At 70.2% G+C, this 21555-nt stretch carries 22 protein-coding genes and 1 pseudogene; 12 read left to right on the top strand and 11 right to left on the bottom strand.

What is annotated here, in order from left to right; all coding sequences use genetic code 11:
* Both recA and recX read left to right on the top strand, forming a co-directional pair.
* A complete protein-coding gene (gene recA, locus ACFY10_RS08225) occupies positions 1-1125 on the top strand; it encodes a recombinase RecA (RefSeq protein WP_390664261.1) in 1125 nt (374 codons plus the stop codon).
* A gap of 4 nt (positions 1126-1129) precedes the next feature.
* Positions 1130-2086, top strand: a complete 957-nt coding sequence (gene recX, locus ACFY10_RS08230) for a recombination regulator RecX (RefSeq protein ID WP_390664262.1) — start codon at positions 1130-1132, stop codon at positions 2084-2086.
* A gap of 170 nt (positions 2087-2256) precedes the next feature.
* Here the strand turns inward: recX and ACFY10_RS08235 are convergent, their stop codons facing one another.
* The 8 genes from ACFY10_RS08235 to ACFY10_RS08270 form a co-directional block, all read right to left on the bottom strand.
* The gene (locus ACFY10_RS08235; RefSeq protein ID WP_390664263.1) at positions 2257-2688 is read right to left on the bottom strand and encodes a rhodanese-like domain-containing protein; all 432 of its coding nucleotides are present in this window, start codon (positions 2686-2688) and stop codon (positions 2257-2259) included.
* Entirely contained in the window at positions 2685-3224 is a 540-nt protein-coding gene (locus tag ACFY10_RS08240) for a cysteine dioxygenase (RefSeq protein WP_390664264.1), read from the bottom strand. Before ACFY10_RS08240 ends, ACFY10_RS08235 begins: the two co-directional genes overlap by 4 nt.
* A gap of 79 nt (positions 3225-3303) precedes the next feature.
* Entirely contained in the window at positions 3304-3351 is a 48-nt protein-coding gene (locus ACFY10_RS08245) for a hypothetical protein (RefSeq protein WP_309506048.1), read from the bottom strand.
* A 118-nt stretch (positions 3352-3469) separates the two neighbouring features.
* On the bottom strand, positions 3470-5071 hold the full coding sequence (locus tag ACFY10_RS08250; protein ID WP_390664265.1) for an FAD-dependent monooxygenase: 1602 nt from the start codon (positions 5069-5071) through the stop codon (positions 3470-3472).
* Positions 5072-5246: 175 nt separating this feature from the next.
* The gene (locus ACFY10_RS08255) at positions 5247-6176 is read right to left on the bottom strand and encodes an amino acid ABC transporter permease (RefSeq protein WP_390664266.1); all 930 of its coding nucleotides are present in this window, start codon (positions 6174-6176) and stop codon (positions 5247-5249) included.
* Positions 6173-6838: an amino acid ABC transporter permease gene (locus ACFY10_RS08260; protein WP_390664267.1), complete on the bottom strand. Its 666-nt coding sequence runs from the start codon at positions 6836-6838 to the stop codon at positions 6173-6175. The genes ACFY10_RS08255 and ACFY10_RS08260 overlap by 4 nt, the downstream gene beginning before the upstream one ends.
* Before the next feature lie 121 nt (positions 6839-6959).
* The gene (locus tag ACFY10_RS08265; protein ID WP_390664268.1) at positions 6960-7796 is read right to left on the bottom strand and encodes a glutamate ABC transporter substrate-binding protein; all 837 of its coding nucleotides are present in this window, start codon (positions 7794-7796) and stop codon (positions 6960-6962) included.
* A 60-nt stretch (positions 7797-7856) separates the two neighbouring features.
* Positions 7857-8633, bottom strand: a complete 777-nt coding sequence (locus ACFY10_RS08270; RefSeq protein WP_390664269.1) for an amino acid ABC transporter ATP-binding protein — start codon at positions 8631-8633, stop codon at positions 7857-7859.
* A gap of 286 nt (positions 8634-8919) precedes the next feature.
* Between ACFY10_RS08270 and ACFY10_RS08275 the strand changes: the two genes are divergently transcribed.
* Both ACFY10_RS08275 and ACFY10_RS08280 read left to right on the top strand, forming a co-directional pair.
* Complete coding sequence (locus ACFY10_RS08275) at positions 8920-9606, top strand: response regulator transcription factor (protein WP_390664270.1); 687 nt, start codon at positions 8920-8922, stop codon at positions 9604-9606.
* Between the two features lie 9 nt (positions 9607-9615).
* Positions 9616-11019 (top strand): sensor histidine kinase, encoded by a 1404-nt coding sequence (locus ACFY10_RS08280; RefSeq protein WP_390664271.1) that lies wholly within the window; start codon positions 9616-9618, stop codon positions 11017-11019.
* 41 nt (positions 11020-11060) lie between these two features.
* Here ACFY10_RS08280 and ACFY10_RS08285 read toward each other — a convergent pair whose 3' ends face one another.
* On the bottom strand, positions 11061-12062 hold the full coding sequence (locus ACFY10_RS08285; protein ID WP_390664272.1) for a TAXI family TRAP transporter solute-binding subunit: 1002 nt from the start codon (positions 12060-12062) through the stop codon (positions 11061-11063).
* Positions 12063-12174: 112 nt separating this feature from the next.
* Between ACFY10_RS08285 and ACFY10_RS08290 the strand changes: the two genes are divergently transcribed.
* The 4 genes and pseudogenes from ACFY10_RS08290 (at position 12175) to ACFY10_RS08305 (ending at position 15663) form a co-directional block, all read left to right on the top strand.
* Entirely contained in the window at positions 12175-12579 is a 405-nt protein-coding gene (locus tag ACFY10_RS08290; protein ID WP_390664273.1) for a MazG nucleotide pyrophosphohydrolase domain-containing protein, read from the top strand.
* A gap of 363 nt (positions 12580-12942) precedes the next feature.
* Positions 12943-13298: pseudogene (locus ACFY10_RS08295) on the top strand (response regulator transcription factor); the annotation flags it as partial.
* Positions 13299-13356: 58 nt separating this feature from the next.
* A complete protein-coding gene (gene miaB, locus ACFY10_RS08300; RefSeq protein WP_390664274.1) occupies positions 13357-14874 on the top strand; it encodes a tRNA (N6-isopentenyl adenosine(37)-C2)-methylthiotransferase MiaB in 1518 nt (505 codons plus the stop codon).
* 54 nt (positions 14875-14928) lie between these two features.
* The gene (locus ACFY10_RS08305) at positions 14929-15663 is read left to right on the top strand and encodes a class III extradiol dioxygenase subunit B-like domain-containing protein (protein WP_390664275.1); all 735 of its coding nucleotides are present in this window, start codon (positions 14929-14931) and stop codon (positions 15661-15663) included.
* A 70-nt stretch (positions 15664-15733) separates the two neighbouring features.
* On the opposite strand, the gene ACFY10_RS08310 is transcribed toward ACFY10_RS08305, so the two are convergent.
* The gene (locus ACFY10_RS08310; RefSeq protein ID WP_390664276.1) at positions 15734-16003 is read right to left on the bottom strand and encodes an antitoxin; all 270 of its coding nucleotides are present in this window, start codon (positions 16001-16003) and stop codon (positions 15734-15736) included.
* 62 nt (positions 16004-16065) lie between these two features.
* The gene (locus ACFY10_RS08315) at positions 16066-16221 is read right to left on the bottom strand and encodes a gliding motility protein (protein ID WP_390664277.1); all 156 of its coding nucleotides are present in this window, start codon (positions 16219-16221) and stop codon (positions 16066-16068) included.
* Positions 16222-16517: 296 nt separating this feature from the next.
* Between ACFY10_RS08315 and miaA the strand changes: the two genes are divergently transcribed.
* The 4 genes from miaA to ACFY10_RS08335 all read left to right on the top strand — a co-directional run bounded on the left by miaA (position 16518) and on the right by ACFY10_RS08335 (position 21471).
* Entirely contained in the window at positions 16518-17456 is a 939-nt protein-coding gene (gene miaA / locus ACFY10_RS08320; protein ID WP_390664278.1) for a tRNA (adenosine(37)-N6)-dimethylallyltransferase MiaA, read from the top strand.
* Positions 17457-17564: 108 nt separating this feature from the next.
* On the top strand, positions 17565-18068 hold the full coding sequence (locus ACFY10_RS08325) for a hypothetical protein (RefSeq protein ID WP_390664911.1): 504 nt from the start codon (positions 17565-17567) through the stop codon (positions 18066-18068).
* Between the two features lie 75 nt (positions 18069-18143).
* Positions 18144-19037, top strand: a complete 894-nt coding sequence (gene dapF, locus ACFY10_RS08330; RefSeq protein ID WP_390664279.1) for a diaminopimelate epimerase — start codon at positions 18144-18146, stop codon at positions 19035-19037.
* Positions 19038-19335: 298 nt separating this feature from the next.
* Positions 19336-21471: a RelA/SpoT family protein gene (locus ACFY10_RS08335; protein ID WP_390664280.1), complete on the top strand. Its 2136-nt coding sequence runs from the start codon at positions 19336-19338 to the stop codon at positions 21469-21471.
* Positions 21472-21555: the final 84 nt, after the last annotated feature.

A 21555-nucleotide genomic window follows, 5' to 3' on the forward strand; every position in this document is an offset into this window, starting at 1 on the left:
ATGGCAGGAACCGACCGCGAGAAGGCGCTCGACGCCGCGCTCGCACAGATTGAACGGCAGTTCGGCAAGGGCGCCGTAATGCGCCTCGGCGAGCGGCCGAACGAGCCCATCGAGGTCATCCCCACCGGGTCGACCGCACTCGACGTCGCCCTCGGCGTCGGCGGCCTGCCGCGTGGCCGTGTGGTGGAGGTGTACGGCCCGGAGTCCTCCGGTAAGACGACCCTGACGCTGCACGCGGTGGCGAACGCGCAGAAGGCCGGCGGCCAGGTCGCCTTCGTGGACGCGGAGCACGCCCTCGACCCCGAGTACGCGAAGAAGCTCGGCGTCGACATCGACAACCTGATCCTGTCCCAGCCGGACAACGGCGAGCAGGCGCTGGAGATCGTGGACATGCTGGTCCGCTCCGGCGCCCTCGACCTCATCGTCATCGACTCCGTCGCCGCGCTCGTCCCGCGCGCGGAGATCGAGGGCGAGATGGGCGACAGCCACGTCGGTCTCCAGGCCCGTCTGATGAGCCAGGCCCTGAGGAAGATCACCAGCGCGCTCAACCAGTCCAAGACCACCGCGATCTTCATCAACCAGCTCCGCGAGAAGATCGGCGTCATGTTCGGCTCCCCGGAGACCACGACCGGTGGCCGCGCGCTGAAGTTCTACGCCTCGGTGCGGCTCGACATCCGTCGCATCGAGACGCTGAAGGACGGCACCGACGCGGTCGGCAACCGCACCCGCGTCAAGGTCGTCAAGAACAAGGTCGCCCCGCCCTTCAAGCAGGCCGAGTTCGACATCCTCTACGGCCAGGGCATCAGCCGTGAGGGCGGTCTGATCGACATGGGCGTGGAGAACGGCTTCGTCCGCAAGGCCGGTGCCTGGTACACGTACGAAGGCGACCAGCTCGGCCAGGGCAAGGAGAACGCGCGCAACTTCCTCAAGGACAACCCCGACCTGGCCAACGAGATCGAGAAGAAGATCAAGGAGAAGCTGGGCGTCGGCGTGCGACCGGAGGAGCCCACCGCTGAGCCGGGCGCGGACGCAGCCGTCTCCGCCACCGCGGACGACGCCGCGAAGGTGCCGGCCCCGACGGCGGCCAAGGCGGCGAAGGCCAAGGCCCCGGCTGCCAAGAGCTGACCCCATGACACGGCGAACCGACTGGGCCGAGTACGCCTACCCGGACGCTCCGCGTATGCGGGGTGGGGGAGGCGACGAGGGTTCTGCCGGGCTGGGCGGCGATGCTTACGGGCGCAATACGGGGCGTGGCACGGACGGGGGACACGGCCGTGCGGAGTGGTACGGCACGGGGGGCTCGTACGGCGACAGCGGGTCGTACCGGGACGGCGGGTCGTACGGGGACGACCGGTCGTACCGCGAGAGCGAGTCGTCCGGTGGCGGGGAGTGGCCGGACGACGGCTCGGTACGTGGCTCCAGCCCGTCCGGCGGTCGCTCGCGCCGTCGTGGCGGTGCGGCCCGTGATGGCGGGGCCCTTGGTGCGGGCGGCTCCCGTGGGCGTCGGCAGCGACGCCGCGGGAAGTCGACCGATGAGGACGGGGGCTCCTCCTCCTCGTCGAGGGCCGAGCAGGAGGAGTCCTCAGGGGACCCGGTCGAGCGGGCACGGGCGATCTGCCTGCGCCTGCTCACCGGGACCCCGCGCACGCGCAAGCAACTCGCCGATGCCCTGCGCAAGCGGGAGATTCCGGACGACGCGGCGGAGGAGGTGCTGTCGCGGTTCGAGGAAGTCGGGCTGATCAACGACAGTGCGTTCGCGGACGCCTGGGTGGAGTCCCGGCACCACGGCCGGGGGCTCGCCCGGCGGGCGCTGGCCCAGGAGCTGCGGACCAAGGGAGTGGACTCCACGCTGATCGACGCGGCCGTCTCACAGCTCGACTCCGAACAGGAAGAGGAGACCGCGCGCGAACTCGTCGCCCGCAAGCTGCGTTCTACGCGCGGCTTGGACCGCGACAAACGGCTGCGCCGCCTCGCGGGCATGCTGGCCCGCAAGGGCTACTCCGAGGGCATGGCGCTGCGGGTGGTCCGGCAGGCGCTGGAGGAAGAGGGGGAGGACACGGAGTTCCTCGGGGACGAGGGGTTCTGACGCGGCACTCGCCATTGAGGCGTGGCCGCCGGGTTGCGTGCCGCGTCCGTCAAGCGTGACCGTCGGACCTCGCGCTGCACCCCTCCCCGCTGCTGCTGTCGTTGTCCGCCTCGAGGTCATGGCCCACGGCTACTGAGCGTGGGCGGCGTCGATGGCCGATCGCGAACCCCCTACGACGTCACTGGCAGCCCCGCCGCCTTCCACGCCTGGAATCCGCCGACCAGATCGGTGGCCCGTCCCAGTCCCAACTGGTGCAGGGACGCTGCCGCAAGGCTCGACGCGTACCCCTCGTTGCAGATCACCACCACCCGCACCTCATGACTCGTGGCCTCGGGCACGCGGTGGCTGCCCTGTGGGTCGAGGCGCCACTCCAGCTCGTTGCGCTCGACGACGAGAGCGCCCGGGATCAGGCCGTCCTGCTCACGCAGGGCGGCGTATCGGATGTCGACCAAGAGTGCCTCGCCGGCCCGGGCGGCGTCGTAGGCCTCCTTCGGCTCGATCCGCTCGTAGCCCTCGCGCACCCGCTCCAGCAACTCGTCGATGCCGACGGGCTGTTCGCCCGCGCCGCCCGCCTGCCCGCGGACCGGACCGTCGCCGCTCACTGCCAGTCCTCCGGGCGCTCGACCTGCTCCAGACGCAGGACCTGGCCCACGCGGCTGTAGCGGCGGATCTGCGGCAGGGGCGGGTAGTAGGCGTGGACGGAGACCGCGTGCCGGTCGGCGGACTCGTTGAGCACCTCGTGGACGTGATGGCGACCGAACGCACGCCCCTTGCCGGCCGGCAGTTGCCGCTCCCGGTCCACGCCGTCGGTGAGTTCCAGGGTCTTCCAGCCGTCGGAGGGCAGCCGGGCGGCGAGTGAGTTCTCCTTGAGTTCACCGGCCGCCGTCACGAAGGCGCCGACGGACTCGGCGTGGTCGTGCCAGCCCGTGCCTGTGCCGGGCGGCCAGCCGATCAGCCAGGCCTCGCTGCCGCCGGGTCCCTCGAGGCGCACCCAGGTGCGGCCTTCGGGGTCGAGCGGGAGCGAGGCGATCAGCTCGGCGTCGGCGGCCGTACGCCGTACGAAGTCGAGGAGGTCAGCCTGTGTCGGAACCTGGGCGGGTGCGGCGACAGAGGGAGAGGCAGAAGGGGAGACAGACACGTGGCACCGTCCTGAAGAGTGTTCGCGTGGGAGCGCGCGGCAGCACTGGGAGGCGCGCGCGGGAGGAGAAGATGCGAATTCAGCAGGACGGACGACACACGCAGCCCGCATAGCGGACGAGGTCCATATGGACCCTCCGCCACAGGCGCACAAGGGTGTCGGTCACGATTCGGAGTACACCATTGCCGGTGTAGAGCGGTCAACTCACCGTCACTATGTGGACCACAGGGTGACGGTGAGTAGGGTCACTTCGAGGTCGAGCCTGCCGTGGCCTCCGCCTTCGTCGGTCCGCCCAGTGTCGTCTCCGCAGCCGCGTACAGGTCGGCCGGACGTACGCCGCCCAGCGCCGCGACCAGGTGGCCGTCCGGCCGTACCAGCAACACGCTGTGGGCGGCAGCGCCGGGGTAGCTCTCGGCGACCAGCAGCTCGGCGGGGTGCGGCAGCGCGGCCACTGCGGCCGCCAGCCGGGGCATGATCCCGGCGGTCGCCCAGTGCTTGCGGTCCCACACTCCCGTGCCCGGCGCGATCAGCACCACCAGCAGTGCACCGCGCCCGAGCCGGTCCCGCAGCTGTACGAAGGTGCCGTCCTCCGCGGTGACCCGCACATCGGTGACCGCCGCGCCGGGCGCCGTGTCCACGGGGACCTCCGCTTCGAGGTGCTGGGGCGCGATCGGGGAGGCGGCGTACGCTCCCGGCGCACCGAGCGGTCCGCGCCCCAGGTGACCGTCCGTGAGCAGCGTGTCGTGTCCGCGGGCCGAGCCGGGCACGTATACGCGCAGTCCTCCGCCACCGCGGAGCAGCGGCAGCGCCTGGTCGGCGGCGCGCAGCCGGCCCGCGACCACCCCGCGTCGCTCTGCCTGGTAGCTGTCGAGCAGCGCCTCGTGCGGTCCGTGGTGCCAGGCGAGCGCCAGCTTCCAGGCCAGGTTGTCGGCGTCCCTGAGCCCCTCGTCCAGGCCCTGCGTCCCCAGCGCGCCGAGCAGATGCGCCGCGTCCCCGGCGAGGAAGACCCGGCCGACCCGCCACCGGCGGGCCAGCCGGTGGTGGACGGTGTGGACTCCCGTGTCGAGGAGTTCGTACGGCGGTGTCGGGCCCCCGGTCCAGCCGGCCAGGGTCTCCCGGATGCGGGCCAGCAGCAGCTCGGGCGTGACCAGGTCCTTGCCCGGCGGCAGCAGCCAGTCCAGGCGCCACACGCCGTCCGGGAGGGGGCGGGCGGTCACCTCCCCGGCCGAAGGCCCCGACGTCCGCCACGGCGGCATCCGATGGAGCAACGCCTCGTCCGCCCACGGAAGTTCCGTGCGCAACGCGGCCACGGCGTGTCGCTCCACCGCGGTACGGCCCGGGAAGCGGATGTCCTGGAGTTTGCGCACGGTGGAGCGCGGGCCGTCGCAGCCGACCAGGTAACTGCCGCGCCACCAGGTGCCCTTGGGGCCGCGGGTGTGGGCGGTGACCCCCGAGGGCTCCTGCTCGACGGTGTCGAGGCGGCTGTCCACGGCGACCTCGACGAGGGGCTCGGTGGCCAGGGCGGCGCGCAGGGCGCCGGTCAGGACGTGCTGGGCGATGTGCAGCGGGGCGGGGTCGTCGCCGCCGAACGTGACCTCGCGCATCACCTGCTTGCGCCGCATCGACCGCCATCCGGCCCAGTGCGCCCCCTCCGGTGCGAGCGGCACGCCGGCCAGCCGCTCCATCAGCGCGGCGGTGTCCTCGCGCAGGACCACGGTGCGCGCGGGGCGCGGTTCGTCCTTGCCGGGACCCTCGTCCAGCACGACGGAGGGCACTTCCTGACGGGCCAACGCCAGGGCGAGCGTGAGCCCGACGGGCCCCGCTCCGACGATGATCACCGGGTCCACGGCGCGGCGCCCCCTGCCCGCGGCGGTGTCCTGACGGACGTATGTGAACAGGAAGTTGGAGCAGGGTGCACGATCACAGAACGTATGCAACCCATTGGCGGGGTTTGCGTCAAGCGACGGAGGCAGTGGCGATCATGCCACTGCCTCCGTGTCGTCCATGCTCTTTGACTGGCCGTCAGAGATAGGTCCCGCTGCCGGGGAGGCCACCGCCCTCGCCGCCGGTGCCGAAGCTGCCGCCCACCGCGGCCGGGTTGACCTCCACCGTGTCCTCGGTGAGGACCGCGCCCGTGCTCTTCTTGCTGCGCCGCAGCCTGCCTTCCAGCCAGCTCGCGAAGCTGGTGAGGAGGAAGTTGACCGCGATGAAGATGGCTGCCACGCCGATGAAGCTCTGGATGACGTCGGCGTAGTTGGCCGCGAACGTGCTGCGCGCGTTGAGCAGCTCCGGGTAGCCGATCATCACGCCGCCCAGCGCGGTGTCCTTCACGATGACCACCAGCTGGCTGACGATGGCCGGCAGCATGGCGGTCACTGCCTGCGGGAGCAGGATGCTGGTCATCGTCTGGCCCTTGCGCAGGCCGATCGCGTACGCAGCTTCCGTCTGCCCCTTGGGGAGCGCCAGGATGCCGGCCCGGACGATCTCGGCGAGGACCGAGGCGTTGTAGAGCACTAGGCCGGTGACGACCGCGTACAGGGGCCGGTCCGCGGTGGTGACGTTCGTGGAGCGGGCGTAGAACTCGTTCGTGAACAGGATCAGCAGGAGCACCGGGATCGAGCGGAAGAACTCGACCACAACTCCGGCGGGCACCCGCATCCACCGGTGGTCGGACATGCGCGCGATGCCGAAGAAGGCGCCCAACGGGAGGGCGATGACCATGGCGAGTGCGGCGGCCTTCAGGGTGTTGCCGAGGCCCGGCAGGAGATACGTCGTCCAGGCCTCGGACGTGGTGAACGGCTGCCACAGGGACCACTTCAGCTGGCCCTTGTCGTCCATCGTCCGCCAGATCCCCCATGCCAGCAGGGCGAGCAGGGCGACGAAGACCACCGAGAAGAGGACGTTGCGCCGCTTGGCCCGGGGGCCGGGGGCGTCGTACAGGACCGAGGTCATCGCTTCACCGCCAGTCGCTTGCTCAGCCAGCCGAGGATGAGGCCGGTGGGCAGGGTCAGAACCACGAACCCGAAAGCGAAGACCGCGCCGATGAGCAGCGTCTGGGCCTCGTTCTCGATCATCGTCTTCATCAGGTAGGCAGCCTCGGCCACGCCGATCGCGGCTGCCACGGTGGTGTTCTTGGTCAGCGCGATCAGTACGTTGGCCAGCGGACCGATGACCGAGCGGAACGCCTGCGGCAGCACGATGAGCCTGAGGGTCTGGCTGAAGCTCAGCCCGATGGCGCGGGCCGCCTCGGCCTGCCCCAGCGGCACCGTGTTGATGCCGGAGCGCAGCGCCTCGCAGACGAAGGCCGAGGTGTAGACGATGAAACCGAGCACCGCCAGCCTGAAGCCCTGGACCTTGAAGTCGGAGGCGCCCAGTGTCACGCCGAAGACGTCGGCGAGGCCTAGCGAGTTGAAGACGATGATGACCGTCAGGGGGATGTTCCGGACGATGTTGACGTAGGCGGTGCCGAACCCGCGCATCAGCGGGACCGGGCTGACCCGCATCCCGGCCAGCAGGGTGCCCCAGATCAGGGAGCCGACGGCGGAGAGGACGGTGAGTTTCACCGTCATCCAGAACGCCCCCAGGACGTCATAACCTTGAAGAAAGTCGAACACGATCTCCCGCGCTTCCGGGTGTGTGGCGTACGAGGAGGGCGTGGCGCGCCGCCGCCGTGATCGCGGCTGGCGGCGGCGCGCCCGAGGAACCCTGCGGTGGCCCTGGGCTGCAGCCCTTGCCTTACTTGACGATCTGGCCGATCTGCGGCGCGGGCTCGTACTTGTAGTTGGCCGGGCCGAAGTTCTTCTCGACGTCCTTCTTCCAGGTGCCGTCGCTGACCATGCTCTTCAGGGCGTCGTTGATCTTGTTGAGGGTCGTGGTGTCACCCTTCTTCACACCGATGCCGTAGTTCTCGTTGCTGAGCTTGAGTCCGAGGAGCTTGAACTGGCCCTTGTACTGGGCCTGCGCGGCGTAGCCCGCGAGGATCGAGTCGTCCGTGGTCAGCGCGTCCACGGCGCCGCTCTGGAGGCTGGAGACGCACTCCGAGTAGCCGCTGTTCTCCTTGAGGTTGGCCTTGGGGGCGATCGTCTTCTGGACGTTCTGTGCCGAGGTGGAGCCGGTCACAGAGCACAGGTTCTGGCCATTGAGGTCCGTGCCCTTGTTGATCTTCGAGTTCGCCTTGACGAGCAGGTCCTGGTGGGCCAGGAAGTAGGGGCCGGCGAAGTCGACCTTCTGCTTGCGCTCGTCGGTGATCGAGTACGAGGCCACGATGAACTTCACGTCGCCGCGGGCCAGCGCGTTCTCGCGGTCGGCGCTCTTGGTCTCGACGAACTCGATCTGGCTGGGCTTGTACCCGAGCTTGCCCGCCACGTACGTCGCCACGTCCACGTCGAAGCCGGAGAAGGAACCGTTCGGCTCCTTCAGACCCAGGCCGGGCTGGTCGTACTTGATGCCGATCTTGATCTTCTTGCCGCCACCGGAGGAACCGCTGTCGTTGTTGCTCGACCCACAAGCCGTGGCGGCCACGGCAAGGGCGAGGACGGCGGCCGAGGCGGCAGTGACCTTGCGGAGCTTCATGATGAACATCCTTTGGGTGATGAAGAGATGAGGGCCGGCAATGGCGGAAGGCGCAAACCGTCAGTGGTGAAGGATCTTCGACAGGAAGTCCTTGGCCCGGTCGCTGCGCGGATTGCTGAAGAACTGGTCGGGCGCAGCCTCCTCGACGATCCGGCCGTCCGCCATGAAGACCACACGGTTTGCAGCCGATCGTGCGAAGCCCATCTCATGGGTGACGACGATCATGGTCATGCCGTCGCGGGCGAGCTGCTGCATGACCTCGAGGACCTCGTTGATCATCTCCGGGTCGAGGGCCGACGTCGGCTCGTCGAAGAGCATGACCTTGGGGTCCATGGCCAGGGCCCGCGCGATGGCGACGCGCTGCTGCTGGCCGCCGGAGAGCTGAGCGGGGTACTTGTCGGCCTGGGTGGCCACGCCCACGCGGTCGAGCAGGGCGCGGGCCTTCTCCTCGGCCTTCTTCTTGTCGGCCTTGCGGACCTTGATCTGGCCCAGCATCACGTTCTCGAGCACGGTCTTGTGCGCGAAGAGGTTGAAGGACTGGAAGACCATGCCGACGTCGGCGCGCAGCCGGGCCAGCTCCTTGCCCTCCTGGGGCAGCGCCTTGCCGTCGATCGCGATCGAGCCGGAGTCGACTGTCTCCAGGCGGTTGATGGTGCGGCACAGGGTGGACTTACCGGACCCGGAGGGCCCGATGACCACGACGACCTCGCCGCGGGCGATCGTCAGGTCGATGTCCTGGAGTACGTGCAACGCGCCGAAGTGCTTGTTGACGCTCTTCAGGACGACCAGTTCGCCGGTCGCGGCCACATCTTCCTTGGCCACCGATACTTCGGTCATCGCTATCGGGCTCCGTCCTCCTCGGTTTCGGAGGACAGTAGTAACCCCGTTCCACCTGCGTCATTACATCTGAGGGGAATCTGAGCATCACGATCCGATAGCAATCGGACACGTGTCGTAGCAGTTGCGCGCGGTCACGTATCGGCCGGGTAACTAAAGCGGCGCGCAACTGGAACCCACTTGACGCCGTCCTCGTCCATCAGCGTGACTGCGTTGGTGCACGCGCGCGTGCACGCGTTTTCCTGTCCATCCTGATCGTACGGCCGATGAACCGAAGGAGGCCCGGATGAGACTGCTCCTCGTCGAGGACGACAACCATGTCGCCGCCGCTCTTTCTGCGGTTCTGGCGCGGCACGGTTTCGACGTCACGCACGCGCGTAGCGGCGAGGAAGCTCTCCAGGCGCTGGTTCCGGAGGGCGAGGGTTTCGGCGTCGTCCTGCTCGACCTGGGTCTGCCCGACCAGGACGGCTACGAGGTCTGCGGCAAGATCCGCAAGCGCACCAGCACTCCGGTGATCATGGTCACCGCGCGCTCCGACGTCCGCTCCCGCATCCACGGCCTCAATCTCGGCGCCGACGACTACGTGGTGAAGCCGTACGACACGGGGGAGCTGCTCGCCCGGATCCACGCCGTCAGCCGGCGCAGCGTCCACGAGGACGCCGCTGCGGGCGGCGAGCACGAGCTGCGCCTCGGGTCCATGCTCATCGAACTGCCCACCCGGCAAGTGAGCGTTGACGGTTCGGTTGTCCAACTGACCCGTAAGGAGTTCGACCTTCTCGCCCTGCTCGCGCAGCGCCCGGGGGTCGTCTTCCGCCGGGAGCAGATCATCAGCGAGGTGTGGCGCACCAGTTGGGAGGGGACCGGACGCACCCTGGAGGTGCATGTCGCGTCCCTGCGCGCCAAGCTGCGGATGCCGGCCCTGATCGAGACCGTACGCGGCGTCGGTTACCGGCTCGTCGCTCCGGCCTCGTAGCGTGCACGGGTGCGTACACGTCTTCTTCCGCTGCTGATCGTCCTTATGGCGGCCGTACTGCTCGCGCTCGGCATCCCGCTCGCCGTGAGCGTGGCCTCCGCCCAGCAGCAGAAGGTCGTCGTCGACCGGATCGACGACACGGCACGCTTCGCGTCCCTCGCCCAGTTCGTCACCGACGCCTGCAGCTCCACGCGTACGTCCACGGACGAGCGCCTCGAGACTCTGCGCAGTGAACTCGCCAGCTATTACGGCGTCTACGGCATCCGGGCCGGGGTGTTCTGCCGCACCGACATCCCCATGGCCCAGGCGCCGCAGAGCTTCTTCCTCCCCGACAAGGGCGAGGTGCGCGAGGCGTTCGCCGAGTCGCTGCTCAGCCGCCGCAGCCACGACCCGAAGCAGGTGTGGCCCTGGCAGCGCCACCGTCTGGTCGTCGCCTCACCGGTCATCCGGGACGGCGACGTCGTCGCGGTCGTCGTCACCGACTCGCCCACCGGAGCGCTGCGTTCGCGGATCCTGCACGGCTGGCTGGTCATCGGCGTCGGCGAGATCGCCGCGATGCTGCTGGCCGTCGGCGCCGCGCTCCGGCTGACCGGCTGGGTGCTCAGGCCCGTGCGGGTGCTGGACGCCACCACCCACGCGATCGCGAGTGGCCGCCTGAAGTCCCGGGTGGCGGCTGCCGGTGGTCCTCCGGAACTCCGGCGCCTGGCCCACTCGTTCAACGAGATGGCGGACAACGTCGAGGACGTGCTGGAGCAGCAGCGCGCCTTCGTGGCCGACGCCTCGCACCAGCTGCGCAACCCCCTTGCGGCGCTGCTGTTGCGTATCGAACTGCTCGCTCTCGAAATGCCGGAGGGCAACGAGGAGATCGCATCGGTCCGCACCGAGGGCAAGCGCCTCGCGGAGGTCCTCGACGACCTGCTCGACCTTGCCCTGGCCGAGCACACCGAGGCCGACCTGCGGATCACCGACATCGGCGCGCTGACCGCCGAGCGCGTCGCGGCCTGGACGCCGACCGCCGAGGCCAAGGGCGTACGGCTGGTGGGCGACTGCCCGCCGACCACCGCCTGGGCCGATCCGGTCACCCTGTCCAGCGCCCTGGACGCGGTGATCGACAACGCGGTCAAGTTCACGCCGAAGGACGAGTGCGTCGAGGTCACGGTCGCGGCCGACGGCGACACCACGACCGTCGTGGTCACCGACAACGGCCCGGGCCTGACCGACGAGGAACTCGCCCGTGTCGGCGACCGCTTCTGGCGCAGCGGCCGCCACCAGAACATCAAGGGCTCCGGCCTCGGCCTGTCCATCTCACGCACACTGCTCGCCGCGGGCGGCGGCTCGATCTCGTACGGCCATCACGAGCCGCACGGCCTGACGGTGACGGTGTCCGTGCCGAGGAACAGCCCCAGGGCTTGACCGGCGGGGGACCGCTGCGGCCTGGCCCGGGGGCGGTACCGCTACGGCTTGACCGAGCGGTAGTAGCGCCGGGCGCCCTCGTGCAGGGCCAGTGGGTCGGTGTAGATCGCGGTGCGCAGGTCGACGAGCTGCGCGGAATGGACCCTCGTGCCGATGCCGTCACGGCTCCTGATCACGGTGCGGGTGATCCACTCGGTGAGCCGGGGGTCCATGTCCTTGCGCGTCATCAACAGGTTGGACACGGCCAGCGTAGGCACGGCGAACCCCCCCTGGACGCTGGGGTAGGCCGACTCCGGCATGTTGGTGGCGCGGTAGTAGCCGGTGGCCTGGTCCTGGCCGTGCAGCTTGGCGACGAGTTCGGGCTTGATCGGCACGAACCGGAAGGTGAAGGTGTCGGCGAGCGTCTGCAGCCCCTCGGTGGGCAGCCCGCCCGACCAGAAGAACGCATCGATCTTGCCGTGCTTCAGCCGGTCCGGCCCGGTGTCGATGCCGTCGGCAAACGGCGTGATGTCCTTCGCCGCGTCGATGCCGGCCGCCTTGAGCACCCGGTTGGCGATCAGTCGCACACCTGAGCTGGGCGGTCCGATGGCCACCCGCTTGCCCTTGAGGTCCGCGACGGACTTGATGGCCGAGTCGCGCGGGACGACGAGCTGTACGTAGTCGTCGTACAGGCGGGCGACACCGCGCAACTGGTGGGCGCCGGGGTTGTGACCGGCGAGCTCGTACGTCTCCACCGCGTCGGCCGCGGCGATGGTGAAGTCGGCCTTGCCGGTCGCCACGCGTCTGACGTTCTCCTGGGAGCCGTCGCTGGTCAGCAGCTTCACCTTGAGGTCCGGCATGTCCTTGTCGAGCGCGGTGCGCAGCAGCTTGCCGTACTGCTGGTACACCCCGGCCGGCGTTCCCGTGCTGAACGTGATCGTTCCGCTCGGAGGAGCCTCGCCCAGGGGCAGCAGCCACCACAGCAGCAGCCCGAGGGCGACGAAGCCGGCGGCCGCGCCCTGCAGGGCCCAGCGCCTGCCGATCCGGGGGAACATCTTGGACATGCGAGGGATCCTGCCAGCCGGAACGCGGTGCTGACCAGGGCTGCTGACCAGGGCAGGGGTCACAACGGGATCACGACCGGGCGTTGTCAGTGGCGGTCGCTAGAGTCGCCGTATGAGCTCATCGCCCGCCGACCTGGTTCGCCAATTCCACCTCGCCGTCGGGCTCGACGCCCGTAGTACGCCCACCGAAGTCCCGCCCTCTCTGGCCGCCCACCGGGGAGAACTGCTCGCGGAGGAGGCCGCGGAGGTCGCCGAGGTCTCGGTCGCCGGCCCGCTCGACAAGCTCGCACACGAACTGGCCGACGTCGTCTACGTCGCCTATGGCACGGCCCTGGTCCACGGCATCGACCTCGACGCGGTGATCGCCGAGATCCACCGCTCCAACATGACCAAGCTGGGCCCCGACGGCCTGGTCGCCCGCCGAGCCGACGGCAAGGTCCTCAAGGGCGACCACTACGAAGCCCCGGACGTGTCGGCGGTGCTGCGCCGGCAGGGGTGGATGCCCGAGGGTGCGTGAGTCCTGCGGCGCAGCACGTCGACGGGGCCCGTCAGTCGTCGGTCGGGCGATGGGTGAGAGGCGGTGAGTGAGGCCTTCGTCGTGCCCTGCCGACAGGGCGGGCAGTTGTCCACCGGGCGACGGGTGTCCGACGTCGCGTGAGTCCGCGGCGCGGCCCGCCGACGGGCCTGGCACTCGTCCGCCGGGCGGTGGGTGGCCGACGTCGCACGAGTCCTGCAGCGTGCCCCGTCGACGAGGCCGTCGCCGCCCACCGACCGATGGATGCGCGACGGTGCGTGAGCCCTCCCGTCGGGCCCTCCGCCAGGGCCGTCAGTCACCCATCCGACGCGCCCGCTTTCGCTGCCTGCGAGGAATCCGTACGGGATGACAGGCCTCCAGACGGCCCGCGAACTCTCCCGCCACCCGCCCGGCCTGCGCATCCTCGTCCTGACGATGTACGACAACGACCAGCACTTCTTCGAGGGCCCTCAAGGCCGGAGCCAGCGGCTACGTCCTCACGTCCGCCGCCGACCGGGACATGGTCGGGGCGTGCCGGGAGGCCGTACGCGACGAGTCGTTCGTGCAGCCGGTCGCGGAAGGGGCCCTCGTCCGCTGCTACCTCGACCGCCTGCACCGGCGTGACAACCTGCCGCCGCGTGAACCTGCTGCACAAACTGGGTATGCGCGACCGCCTGGAACTCATCCGTTATGCGATCCGAACGGCTCTGATCGAGCCCTGAGCCCCCGGTTGTCCACAGGGAGACCGGAGGCACTTCCGGCACCGCCTACCCTTGTCGCATGAGCAGCATCGACCGGAGCCAGGCAGTGGGCGTGAAGACCTACGAAGTCCGCACCTATGGGTGCCAGATGAACGTCCACGATTCCGAGCGATTGTCCGGGCTGCTCGAAGAGGCCGGTTACGTGCGTGCGCCCGACGGGTCGGACGGGGACGCGGACGTCGTCGTCTTCAACACCTGTGCCGTGCGGGAGAACGCCGACAACCGGCTGTACGGCAACCTCGGCCGCCTTGCCCCGATGAAGACGAAGCGCCCCGGGATGCAGATCGCGGTCGGCGGCTGTCTCGCGCAGAAGGACCAGGACACCATCGTGAAGAAGGCGCCCTGGGTGGACGTGGTCTTCGGCACGCACAACATCGGCAAGCTGCCAGTTCTGCTGGAACGCGCGCGCGTGCAGGAAGAGGCCCAGGTAGAGATCGCCGAGTCCCTGGAGGCGTTCCCCTCCACCCTGCCGACGCGCCGCGAGAGCGCCTACGCGGCCTGGGTGTCGATCTCCGTCGGCTGCAACAACACCTGCACCTTCTGCATCGTCCCGGCACTGCGCGGCAAGGAGAAGGACCGCCGCACCGGCGACATCCTCGCCGAGATCGAGGCCCTGGTCGACGAGGGCGTCTCCGAGATCACCCTGCTCGGGCAGAACGTCAACGCGTACGGCTCCGACATCGGCGACCGCGAGGCCTTCAGCAAGCTGCTGCGCGCCTGCGGAAAGATCGAGGGCCTGGAGCGCGTCCGCTTCACCTCCCCGCACCCGCGCGACTTCACGGACGACGTGATCGCCGCGATGGCCGAGACCCCGAACGTGATGCCGCAGCTGCACATGCCGCTGCAGTCCGGCTCGGACACGGTCCTGAAGGCGATGCGCCGCTCCTACCGGCAGGAGCGCTACCTCGGGATCATCGAGAAGGTGCGGGCCGCCATTCCGCACGCGGCGATCACCACAGACATCATCGTGGGCTTCCCCGGCGAGACCGAGGAGGACTTCGAGCAGACCCTGCACGTCGTCCGCGAGGCGCGGTTCGCGCAGGCCTTCACCTTCCAGTACTCCAAGCGTCCCGGCACCCCGGCCGCGACCATGGAGAACCAGATCCCGAAGGAGGTCGTCCAGGCGCGCTACGAGCGTCTCGTCGCCCTCCAGGAGGAGATCTCCTGGGAGGAGAACAAGAAGCAGGTCGGCCGCACCCTGGACCTCATGGTCGCCGAGGGCGAGGGCCGTAAGGACGGCGCCACCCACCGCCTCTCCGGCCGCGCCCCCGACAACCGCCTTGTCCACTTCACCAAGCCCGAGCAAGAAGTGCGCCCGGGTGACGTGGTCACGGTCGAGATAACGTATGCCGCCCCGCACCACCTCCTCGCCGAGGGCGCCGTCCTGGACGTGCGCCGCACGCGCGCGGGGGACGCCTGGGAGAAGCGCAATGCGGCCGAGGCGGCGAAGCCGGCGGGCGTGATGCTGGGCCTGCCGAAGATCGGGGTGCCCAAGCCGCTGCCGGTCGCGGCGGGGAGCGGCTGCGGCTGCGACTGACCCGTCCGCTTGGCGCAGTGTCCGTGGGCAGTCGGCGGGGTTACCCTGCCGATCATGCTTGTCGCCGCCGCAGTCTGCCCTTGCCCGCCGCTGCTCGTGCCCGAGGTCGCCGCGGGTGCCGCCGCCGAACTGGACATTGCGCGTGCCGCGTGCACGGACGCGCTCGGTGTGCTCGCGGCCGCCCGGCCCGACCGGCTCGTCGTCGTCGGTCCCGCCGAGCAGAGCGGCCGTGGCACGCATCCGGAGGGCACGCGGGGCTCCTTCCGGGGCTTCGGCGTCGACGTGGAGGTACGGCTCGGCAGTGCCGGGGACGCCGAGGCCCAAGTCCCGGCCCCGGCGTCGGAGCGCTCGCTTCCGCCTTCGCTGGCGGTGGCCGCGTGGCTGCTTCAGCGCATCGGGTGGTCAGACGCCCCGATCGAGGGACTCGGTGTGGGGGAACCTCTCGCGGCTGAGCGGTGTATTCAAGTCGGAAGGGAAATCGCCGCAGGGGCTGAGCGGCTGGCGCTGCTGGTCATGGGCGACGCCAGTGCCTGCCGCACGCTCAAGGCCCCCGGCTACCTCGACGAGCGCGCGGCACCCTTCGACGCGGAGGTCGCGCGTGCGCTGGGAGCGGCGGACCTGGCGGCCCTCAAGGCGCTGGACACCGAGCTGGCGTCCGAGCTGAAGGCATCGGGCCGAGCTCCTTGGCAGGTCCTCGCGGGAGCGGCCGAGGGCACGGACCTCGCCGGCGCACTGCTGTACGAGGACGCGCCGTACGGCGTGGGGTACGTGGTCGCGACCTGGTCGTAGAAGCGCCGGGAAACGGCGGACGGCCGGGAGCCCTTGAGCCCCGCGGCCGTCCGACGGTGTGCCGTGCCGTTCAGGAAGCAGGCGGCGTGGAGTCCGGCGGTGCGGTTGTGCCGCCGCCCGTCCTCGTGCCGTCCTTGTGCGCGAGTCGGTCCATGGCGTCCTTGGCCTTGCCGGTCCCGGTGTGGATCTTGTCGCTGTACTTGCCCTTGGTCTTCTTGTCGACGGCCTTCGCGGCCTTGTCGAGACCGTGCGTGATCTTGTCCCCGTGCTGTTGCGCGAGGCCGGAGACCTTGCCCTTGGCCGGGTTGAGCCTGGCCTTCAGATTGTTCAGGAGACCCATGGTCCACCTTCCGTTGTTCCCGGGCTCGGCACGCCCCTTCGGCTCACTCGCGTGGATGGCGGTTACGTGCGGGCATCCTCGCCGGCATCGCTGTCGGCAGCTTCCTCGACGGACTGCTGCTTGGGGATGTCGACACCCTCACCGGAGGCGGACTCGGCGGCCTCCGTCGCCGTTGGCTCGCCCTCGGTCAGCTCCTCGGCCTCGGCCGACCCCTTCACCTCTGCCGCCCCCTCCGTCGCAGGCTCGGCCGTCGGTGTGTCGGCCTGAGCCTCGGCGGTTGACGCCTCCTCCGTAGCCTTCGACCTTCGGAGAAGTCGTGCAAAAACGCCCATATCCACTCCATACGTTACTCGTGCGGGCGAAATCCCGCGTCGTCCGGTGCGTCCGTTTGCGCCGCCCGGGTCGCCGCCCCCCGAAACCGGCGGCGGGAACCTCGCAACGGGCAACGACCCGGCACTCGTGCCGTCACGTAACTCGTTCGAGGAGAGCCCTCGGGGTTTGCGAGACTGGTGCGGTGAGCACCGCACCCCCCGCCCCCCGAGTCATTGCCGTCGTCGGACCGACCGCGGCCGGAAAGTCCGATCTGGGCGTTTTTCTGGCCCGGCAGCTCGGAGGCGAGGTCGTCAACGCCGACTCCATGCAGCTCTACCGGGGGATGGACATCGGAACCGCCAAACTGACGCCCGAGGAGCGCGGCGGTGTCCCGCACCACCTCCTCGACATCTGGGACGTGACGGTCACGGCCTCCGTCGCCGAGTACCAGAAGCTCGCTCGCGCCAAGATCGACGGCCTGCTCGCCGAAGGCCGCTGGCCGATCCTGGTCGGCGGCTCCGGCCTGTACGTCCGCGGGGCCGTCGACAACCTGGAGTTCCCCGGCACCGACCCCGAGGTCAGGGCCCGGCTCGAGGAGGAGCTCGCACTGCGCGGGTCCGGCGCTCTGCACGCCAGACTTGCCGCAGCGGACCCCGAGGCGGCGCAGGCGATCCTGCCCAGCAATGGCCGCCGTATCGTCCGAGCCCTCGAAGTGATCGAGATCACCGGCCAGCCCTTCACCGCAAACCTCCCCGGTCATGACTCGGTCTACGACACCGTCCAGATCGGCGTCGACGTGGCCCGCCCCGAACTCGACGAGCGCATCGCCCGCCGGGTCGACCGGATGTGGGACGCGGGGCTCGTGGGCGAGGTGCGTGCGTTGGAGGCGCAGGGATTGCGCCAGGGGCGTACGGCTGCCCGCGCGCTCGGCTACCAGCAGGTGCTCGCGGCGCTGGCGGGGGAGTGCACCGAGCCGGAGGCGCGGGCCGAGACCGTGCGCGCCACCAAGCGCTTCGCGCGCCGTCAGGATTCCTGGTTCCGGCGCGACCCGCGGGTGCACTGGCTCAGCGGGGCTGCGGCGGATCTCACAGAACTTCCGCACCGCGCACTGGCGTTGGTCGAACGACCGGTTACAGCCTGATCACGTCATGGCATCGGGACGCTCCGGCCGCCGTCCCGGCCTCCGACGCCGTGCCATCATCGAGCTTCGATCGACCAAGTGGAGTCCTAGTTGGGAGGGCGCGTGGCGATGGAGGCCGGCCCTCGCGACACCGCACAAGGCACCGAGCCCCTCACCGTCGACAGCGGTGAACCGGAGCAGGACGAGGACCGTCTGAGCCCCGACGGGCCGGACGAGACGCAGGGCGGAGTGACCGCCGACGGCCCCGAGCCCGACGAGATGTTCGCCGGTGGCCCCGAGGTCGAGGTCGAGCTGCGCCCGCAGCGCCGCCTGCGCATCTGGCAGCTCGCCCCCATCGTCGCCCTCGCCGCGGTCGGCTCCCTGATGTTCGCCTTCCCGCTCGCCTTCGACTTCGGTGACAGCGGGGCCGTGATCGCCATGCTGGGGCTCCTGATCTGCTCCTGCGCGGCGGGCTGGGGCATGATGGCCGCCCGCCGGGTCGGCTACACCGGCCCGGGCCTGCCGCAGCGCGGCTCCGGGCGGCGCCCGGACTGGCGGGTGGTCCTCGCGTACGTCGTCGTGGTGGCCGCGGTGGTCGTGCTGGCCGTGTGGCGAGTGGCCCGGCTGCGCTGACCTCCACGCGCGCGTGCGGAGTCCGGACGTCCCTCCGTGCGACCCGGTGTCGTACCCACCCCGTACGATCGAGGAATGAGCACGCGGATCGCCTTCCTCAAGGGCCACGGCACGGAGAACGATTTCGTGATCGTGCCGGACCCCGAGAACTCCATCGACCTGCCCCCGGCCGCCGTCGCCGCCCTGTGCGACCGCCGCGCGGGCATCGGCGGTGACGGCCTGCTGCACGTGGTGCGGTCCGCCGCGCACCCCGAGGCGCAGGACATGGCGGCCGAAGCCGAGTGGTTCATGGACTACCGCAACGGCGACGGCTCGATCGCGGAGATGTGCGGCAACGGCGTGCGGGTGTTCGCGCACTACCTCCAGCGCGCCGGATACGTCGGCGAGGGCGACCTCGCGGTCGCCACGCGTGGTGGCGTGAAGAGGGTGCACATCGCCAAGACCGCATCCAGCGGCGGCTCCGGCGCGGGTGACATCACCGTCGGCATGGGCAAGGCGCGCCTCCCCGAAGGGGACGTCACGGTGAGCGTCGGCGAGCGCAGCTGGCCCGCGCGGAACGTGAACATGGGCAACCCGCACGCGGTCGCGTTCGTCGACGACCTCGCGCACGCCGGCAGCCTGTACTCCCCGCCGCCCTTCAGCCCGGCCTCCGCATACCCGGACGGGGTGAACGTCGAGTTCGTGGTCGACCGCGGCCCCCGGCACGTCGCGCTGCGCGTCCACGAGCGCGGCGCCGGCGAGACCCGCTCGTGCGGCACGGGCGCGTGCGCCGTCGCCGTCGCCGCCGCCCGCCGGGACGGCGTCGACCCGGCGGTCACCGGGAGCCCCGCGACGTACACCGTCGATGTGCCCGGCGGGACCCTGGTCATCACCGAACAGCCCGACGGCGAGATCGAGATGACCGGCCCCGCAGTGATCGTCGCCGAGGGCGAGATCGAATCCGAGTGGCTGGAAACATTCGTCCGCTGAACAGCGTGACTGCCTGGGATCCGAGGCCTGTGTGCCGGGTGGTGCACAGGAGGATCTCCAGGACGACGACCGCGCGTTCGAAATCACGGGCGGCCCCCTGTCACGTGGCGCGAAACCGTAAACGTGCAGACCTTCGCTCGAATGGGTGATCCGTTTCACGCTCGGCGAGAGGCGGTCAGCCGCACGTGATGGGCTCGGTAGCATCAAGCACCGGCCCGGACGGGGGACCGTTGCCATCCCCTGAGCCGTGTCCGCCATGGGGCACCCCGTCCGCCGGTCCACGCAGCCGGAGGTGCCCATGAGTGCGGAGGCCACGAATCCCGCGACCCCAGGTCCGGTATCAGGCCCGGCGGCGCGCTGGCGGGCGCGGATCGACCTGCGCCGCCTCGGCCGTGCCGCCCTGCTCGGCCCCGCCACTCGTGACCGGCTGCCCAGCGCCATCAGCCATGTCGTCGACGCTCACCGGGCCCACTACCCCAGCGCCGATCTCGAACCCCTGCGCCGCGCCTACGTGCTGGCCGAGTCCTCGCACCGCGGCCAGATGCGCAAGAGCGGCGAGCCGTACATCACGCACCCGCTCGCGGTGACTCTGATCCTGGCCGAACTCGGCGCCGAAACAACGACTTTGACGGCCTCTCTGCTCCACGACACTGTCGAGGACACGGACGTGACGCTTGATCAGGTCGGCGAGCAGTTCGGGTCGGAGGTCCGCTATCTCGTCGACGGCGTCACGAAGTTGGAGAAGGTCGACTACGGCGCCGCCGCCGAGCCCGAGACCTTCCGCAAGATGCTCGTCGCCACCGGCAGCGACGTCCGCGTGATGTCGATCAAACTCGCCGACCGGCTGCACAACATGCGCACCCTCGGCGTCATGCGCCCCGAGAAACAGGCACGCATCGCCAAGGTCACCCGCGACGTCCTCATCCCGCTCGCCGAGCGGCTCGGCGTTCAGGCGCTGAAGACCGAGTTGGAGGACCTGGTCTTCGCGATTCTCCACCCCGAAGAGTACGAGCACACGCGGGAGTTGATCGTCGACAACGCCTCCCGCGCCGACGACCCGCTCGCCGAGATCGCCGACGAGGTACGAGGCGTGCTGCGCGACGCCGACATCCCGGCCGAAGTCGTCATCCGGCCGCGGCACTTCGTCTCCGTCCACCGCGTCGCCCGCAAGCGCGGCCAACTGCGCGGCTCCGACTTCGGCCGCCTGCTGGTGCTGGTGAACGAGGACGCGGACTGCTACGGCGTCCTCGGCGAACTGCACACCTGTATGACGCCCGTGGTCTCGGAGTTCAAGGACTTCATCGCCGTCCCCAAGTTCAACCTGTACCAGTCCCTGCACACCGCGGTCGCACGCGCGGACGGCCAGGTCGCCGAAGTCCTCATCCGCACCCACCAGATGCACAAGGCCGCCGAGGCCGGCGTCGTCGCGCTCGGCAATCCCTACGCTCCTCCTCCGGAGGAGCACACCCCGGCCGACGGCGAGCGCGTCGACCCCACCCGCCCCGGCTGGCTCTCCCGCCTCCTCGACTGGCAGGAGGCCGCGCCCGACCCGGACACGTTCTGGTCCACCCTCCGCGAGGACCTCGCCCAGGACCGTGAGATCACCGTCTTCCGTCCCGACGGCGGCACGCTCGGCCTGCCCGAGGGCGCCACCTGCGTGGACGCCGCGTACGCCCAGTACGGCGAGGACGCGCACGCGTGCATCGGCGCCCGCGTCAACGGCCGCCTGGCGACGCTGAGCACGGTTCTGCGGGACGGCGACACCGTCCAGCTCCTCATGGGCCAGGACCCGGCCTCCGAGCCCTCCAGAGAGTGGCTGGAGCACGCCCACACGCCTGCCGCCCGTATCGCCATCCAGCGGTGGCTCGCGGCGCACCCGACGCACGCCGAGGCGCAGGAGGAAGAGCAGGAGAGGGCGCAGGAGACCGACGAGGAGCTCTCGGCCGCTCCCCGGCCCGCCGCCGAGGGACCGACCTCCCGCCCCACCACCGACGACATCACGGTCGACCAGGCCGGCGCGACCGTGCGCCTCGCCGGCTGCTGCACGCCGGTACCGCCCGACGAGGTGACCGGCTTCGCCGTACGCGGCGGCGTGGTCACCGTCCACCGCGTCGAGTGCGCCGCTGTGGAGCGCATGAAGAGCGGGGGGCGCGCCGAGGTCGACGTGCGCTGGGGGGACACCACCGAGTGCCGGGTCACGCTGCTCGCCGAATCGTTCGTTCGCCCCCATCTGCTGGCGGACCTGACGGAGGCCATGGCCCTCGAAGGCGCCGAGATCGTGTCCGCGACGGTCGAACCCCCGACCCAGCAGCGCGTCCGCCACACGTACACACTCCAACTCCCGGACGCGGCCCACCTGCCCGCGCTGATGCGGGCGATGCGGAATGTACCGGGGGTTTACGACGTGAGCCGGGCGCAGACGCCGGGGGCGTGAGCGGGGGACCGGGGTGCGTCCGACCCGCATTGGGGTGAGCGTGTGGTGTGCGGCGTATCCGTCACGCGCGCGTGACGGATACGC

Source organism: Streptomyces sp. NPDC001401, assembly GCF_042895385.1.
Classification (GTDB): Bacteria; Actinomycetota; Actinomycetes; order Streptomycetales; family Streptomycetaceae; genus Streptomyces.

Excerpts from the sequence above, each read along its gene's own strand:
- recA (WP_390664261.1), top strand. The coding sequence starts at position 1 with ATGGCAGGAACCGACCGCGAGAAGGCGCTCGACGCCGCGCTCGCACAG.
- recX (WP_390664262.1), top strand. The coding sequence starts at position 1,130 with ATGACACGGCGAACCGACTGGGCCGAGTACGCCTACCCGGACGCTCCG.
- ACFY10_RS08255 (WP_390664266.1), bottom strand. The coding sequence starts at position 6,176 with ATGACCTCGGTCCTGTACGACGCCCCCGGCCCCCGGGCCAAGCGGCGC.
- ACFY10_RS08265 (WP_390664268.1), bottom strand. The coding sequence starts at position 7,796 with ATGAAGCTCCGCAAGGTCACTGCCGCCTCGGCCGCCGTCCTCGCCCTT.
- ACFY10_RS08270 (WP_390664269.1), bottom strand. The coding sequence starts at position 8,633 with ATGACCGAAGTATCGGTGGCCAAGGAAGATGTGGCCGCGACCGGCGAA.
- ACFY10_RS08275 (WP_390664270.1), top strand. The coding sequence starts at position 8,920 with ATGAGACTGCTCCTCGTCGAGGACGACAACCATGTCGCCGCCGCTCTT.
- ACFY10_RS08285 (WP_390664272.1), bottom strand. The coding sequence starts at position 12,062 with ATGTCCAAGATGTTCCCCCGGATCGGCAGGCGCTGGGCCCTGCAGGGC.
- ACFY10_RS08290 (WP_390664273.1), top strand. The coding sequence starts at position 12,175 with ATGAGCTCATCGCCCGCCGACCTGGTTCGCCAATTCCACCTCGCCGTC.
- miaB (WP_390664274.1), top strand. The coding sequence starts at position 13,357 with ATGAGCAGCATCGACCGGAGCCAGGCAGTGGGCGTGAAGACCTACGAA.
- ACFY10_RS08305 (WP_390664275.1), top strand. The coding sequence starts at position 14,929 with ATGCTTGTCGCCGCCGCAGTCTGCCCTTGCCCGCCGCTGCTCGTGCCC.
- ACFY10_RS08310 (WP_390664276.1), bottom strand. The coding sequence starts at position 16,003 with ATGGGTCTCCTGAACAATCTGAAGGCCAGGCTCAACCCGGCCAAGGGC.
- ACFY10_RS08325 (WP_390664911.1), top strand. The coding sequence starts at position 17,565 with ATGGAGGCCGGCCCTCGCGACACCGCACAAGGCACCGAGCCCCTCACC.
- dapF (WP_390664279.1), top strand. The coding sequence starts at position 18,144 with ATGAGCACGCGGATCGCCTTCCTCAAGGGCCACGGCACGGAGAACGAT.
- ACFY10_RS08335 (WP_390664280.1), top strand. The coding sequence starts at position 19,336 with ATGAGTGCGGAGGCCACGAATCCCGCGACCCCAGGTCCGGTATCAGGC.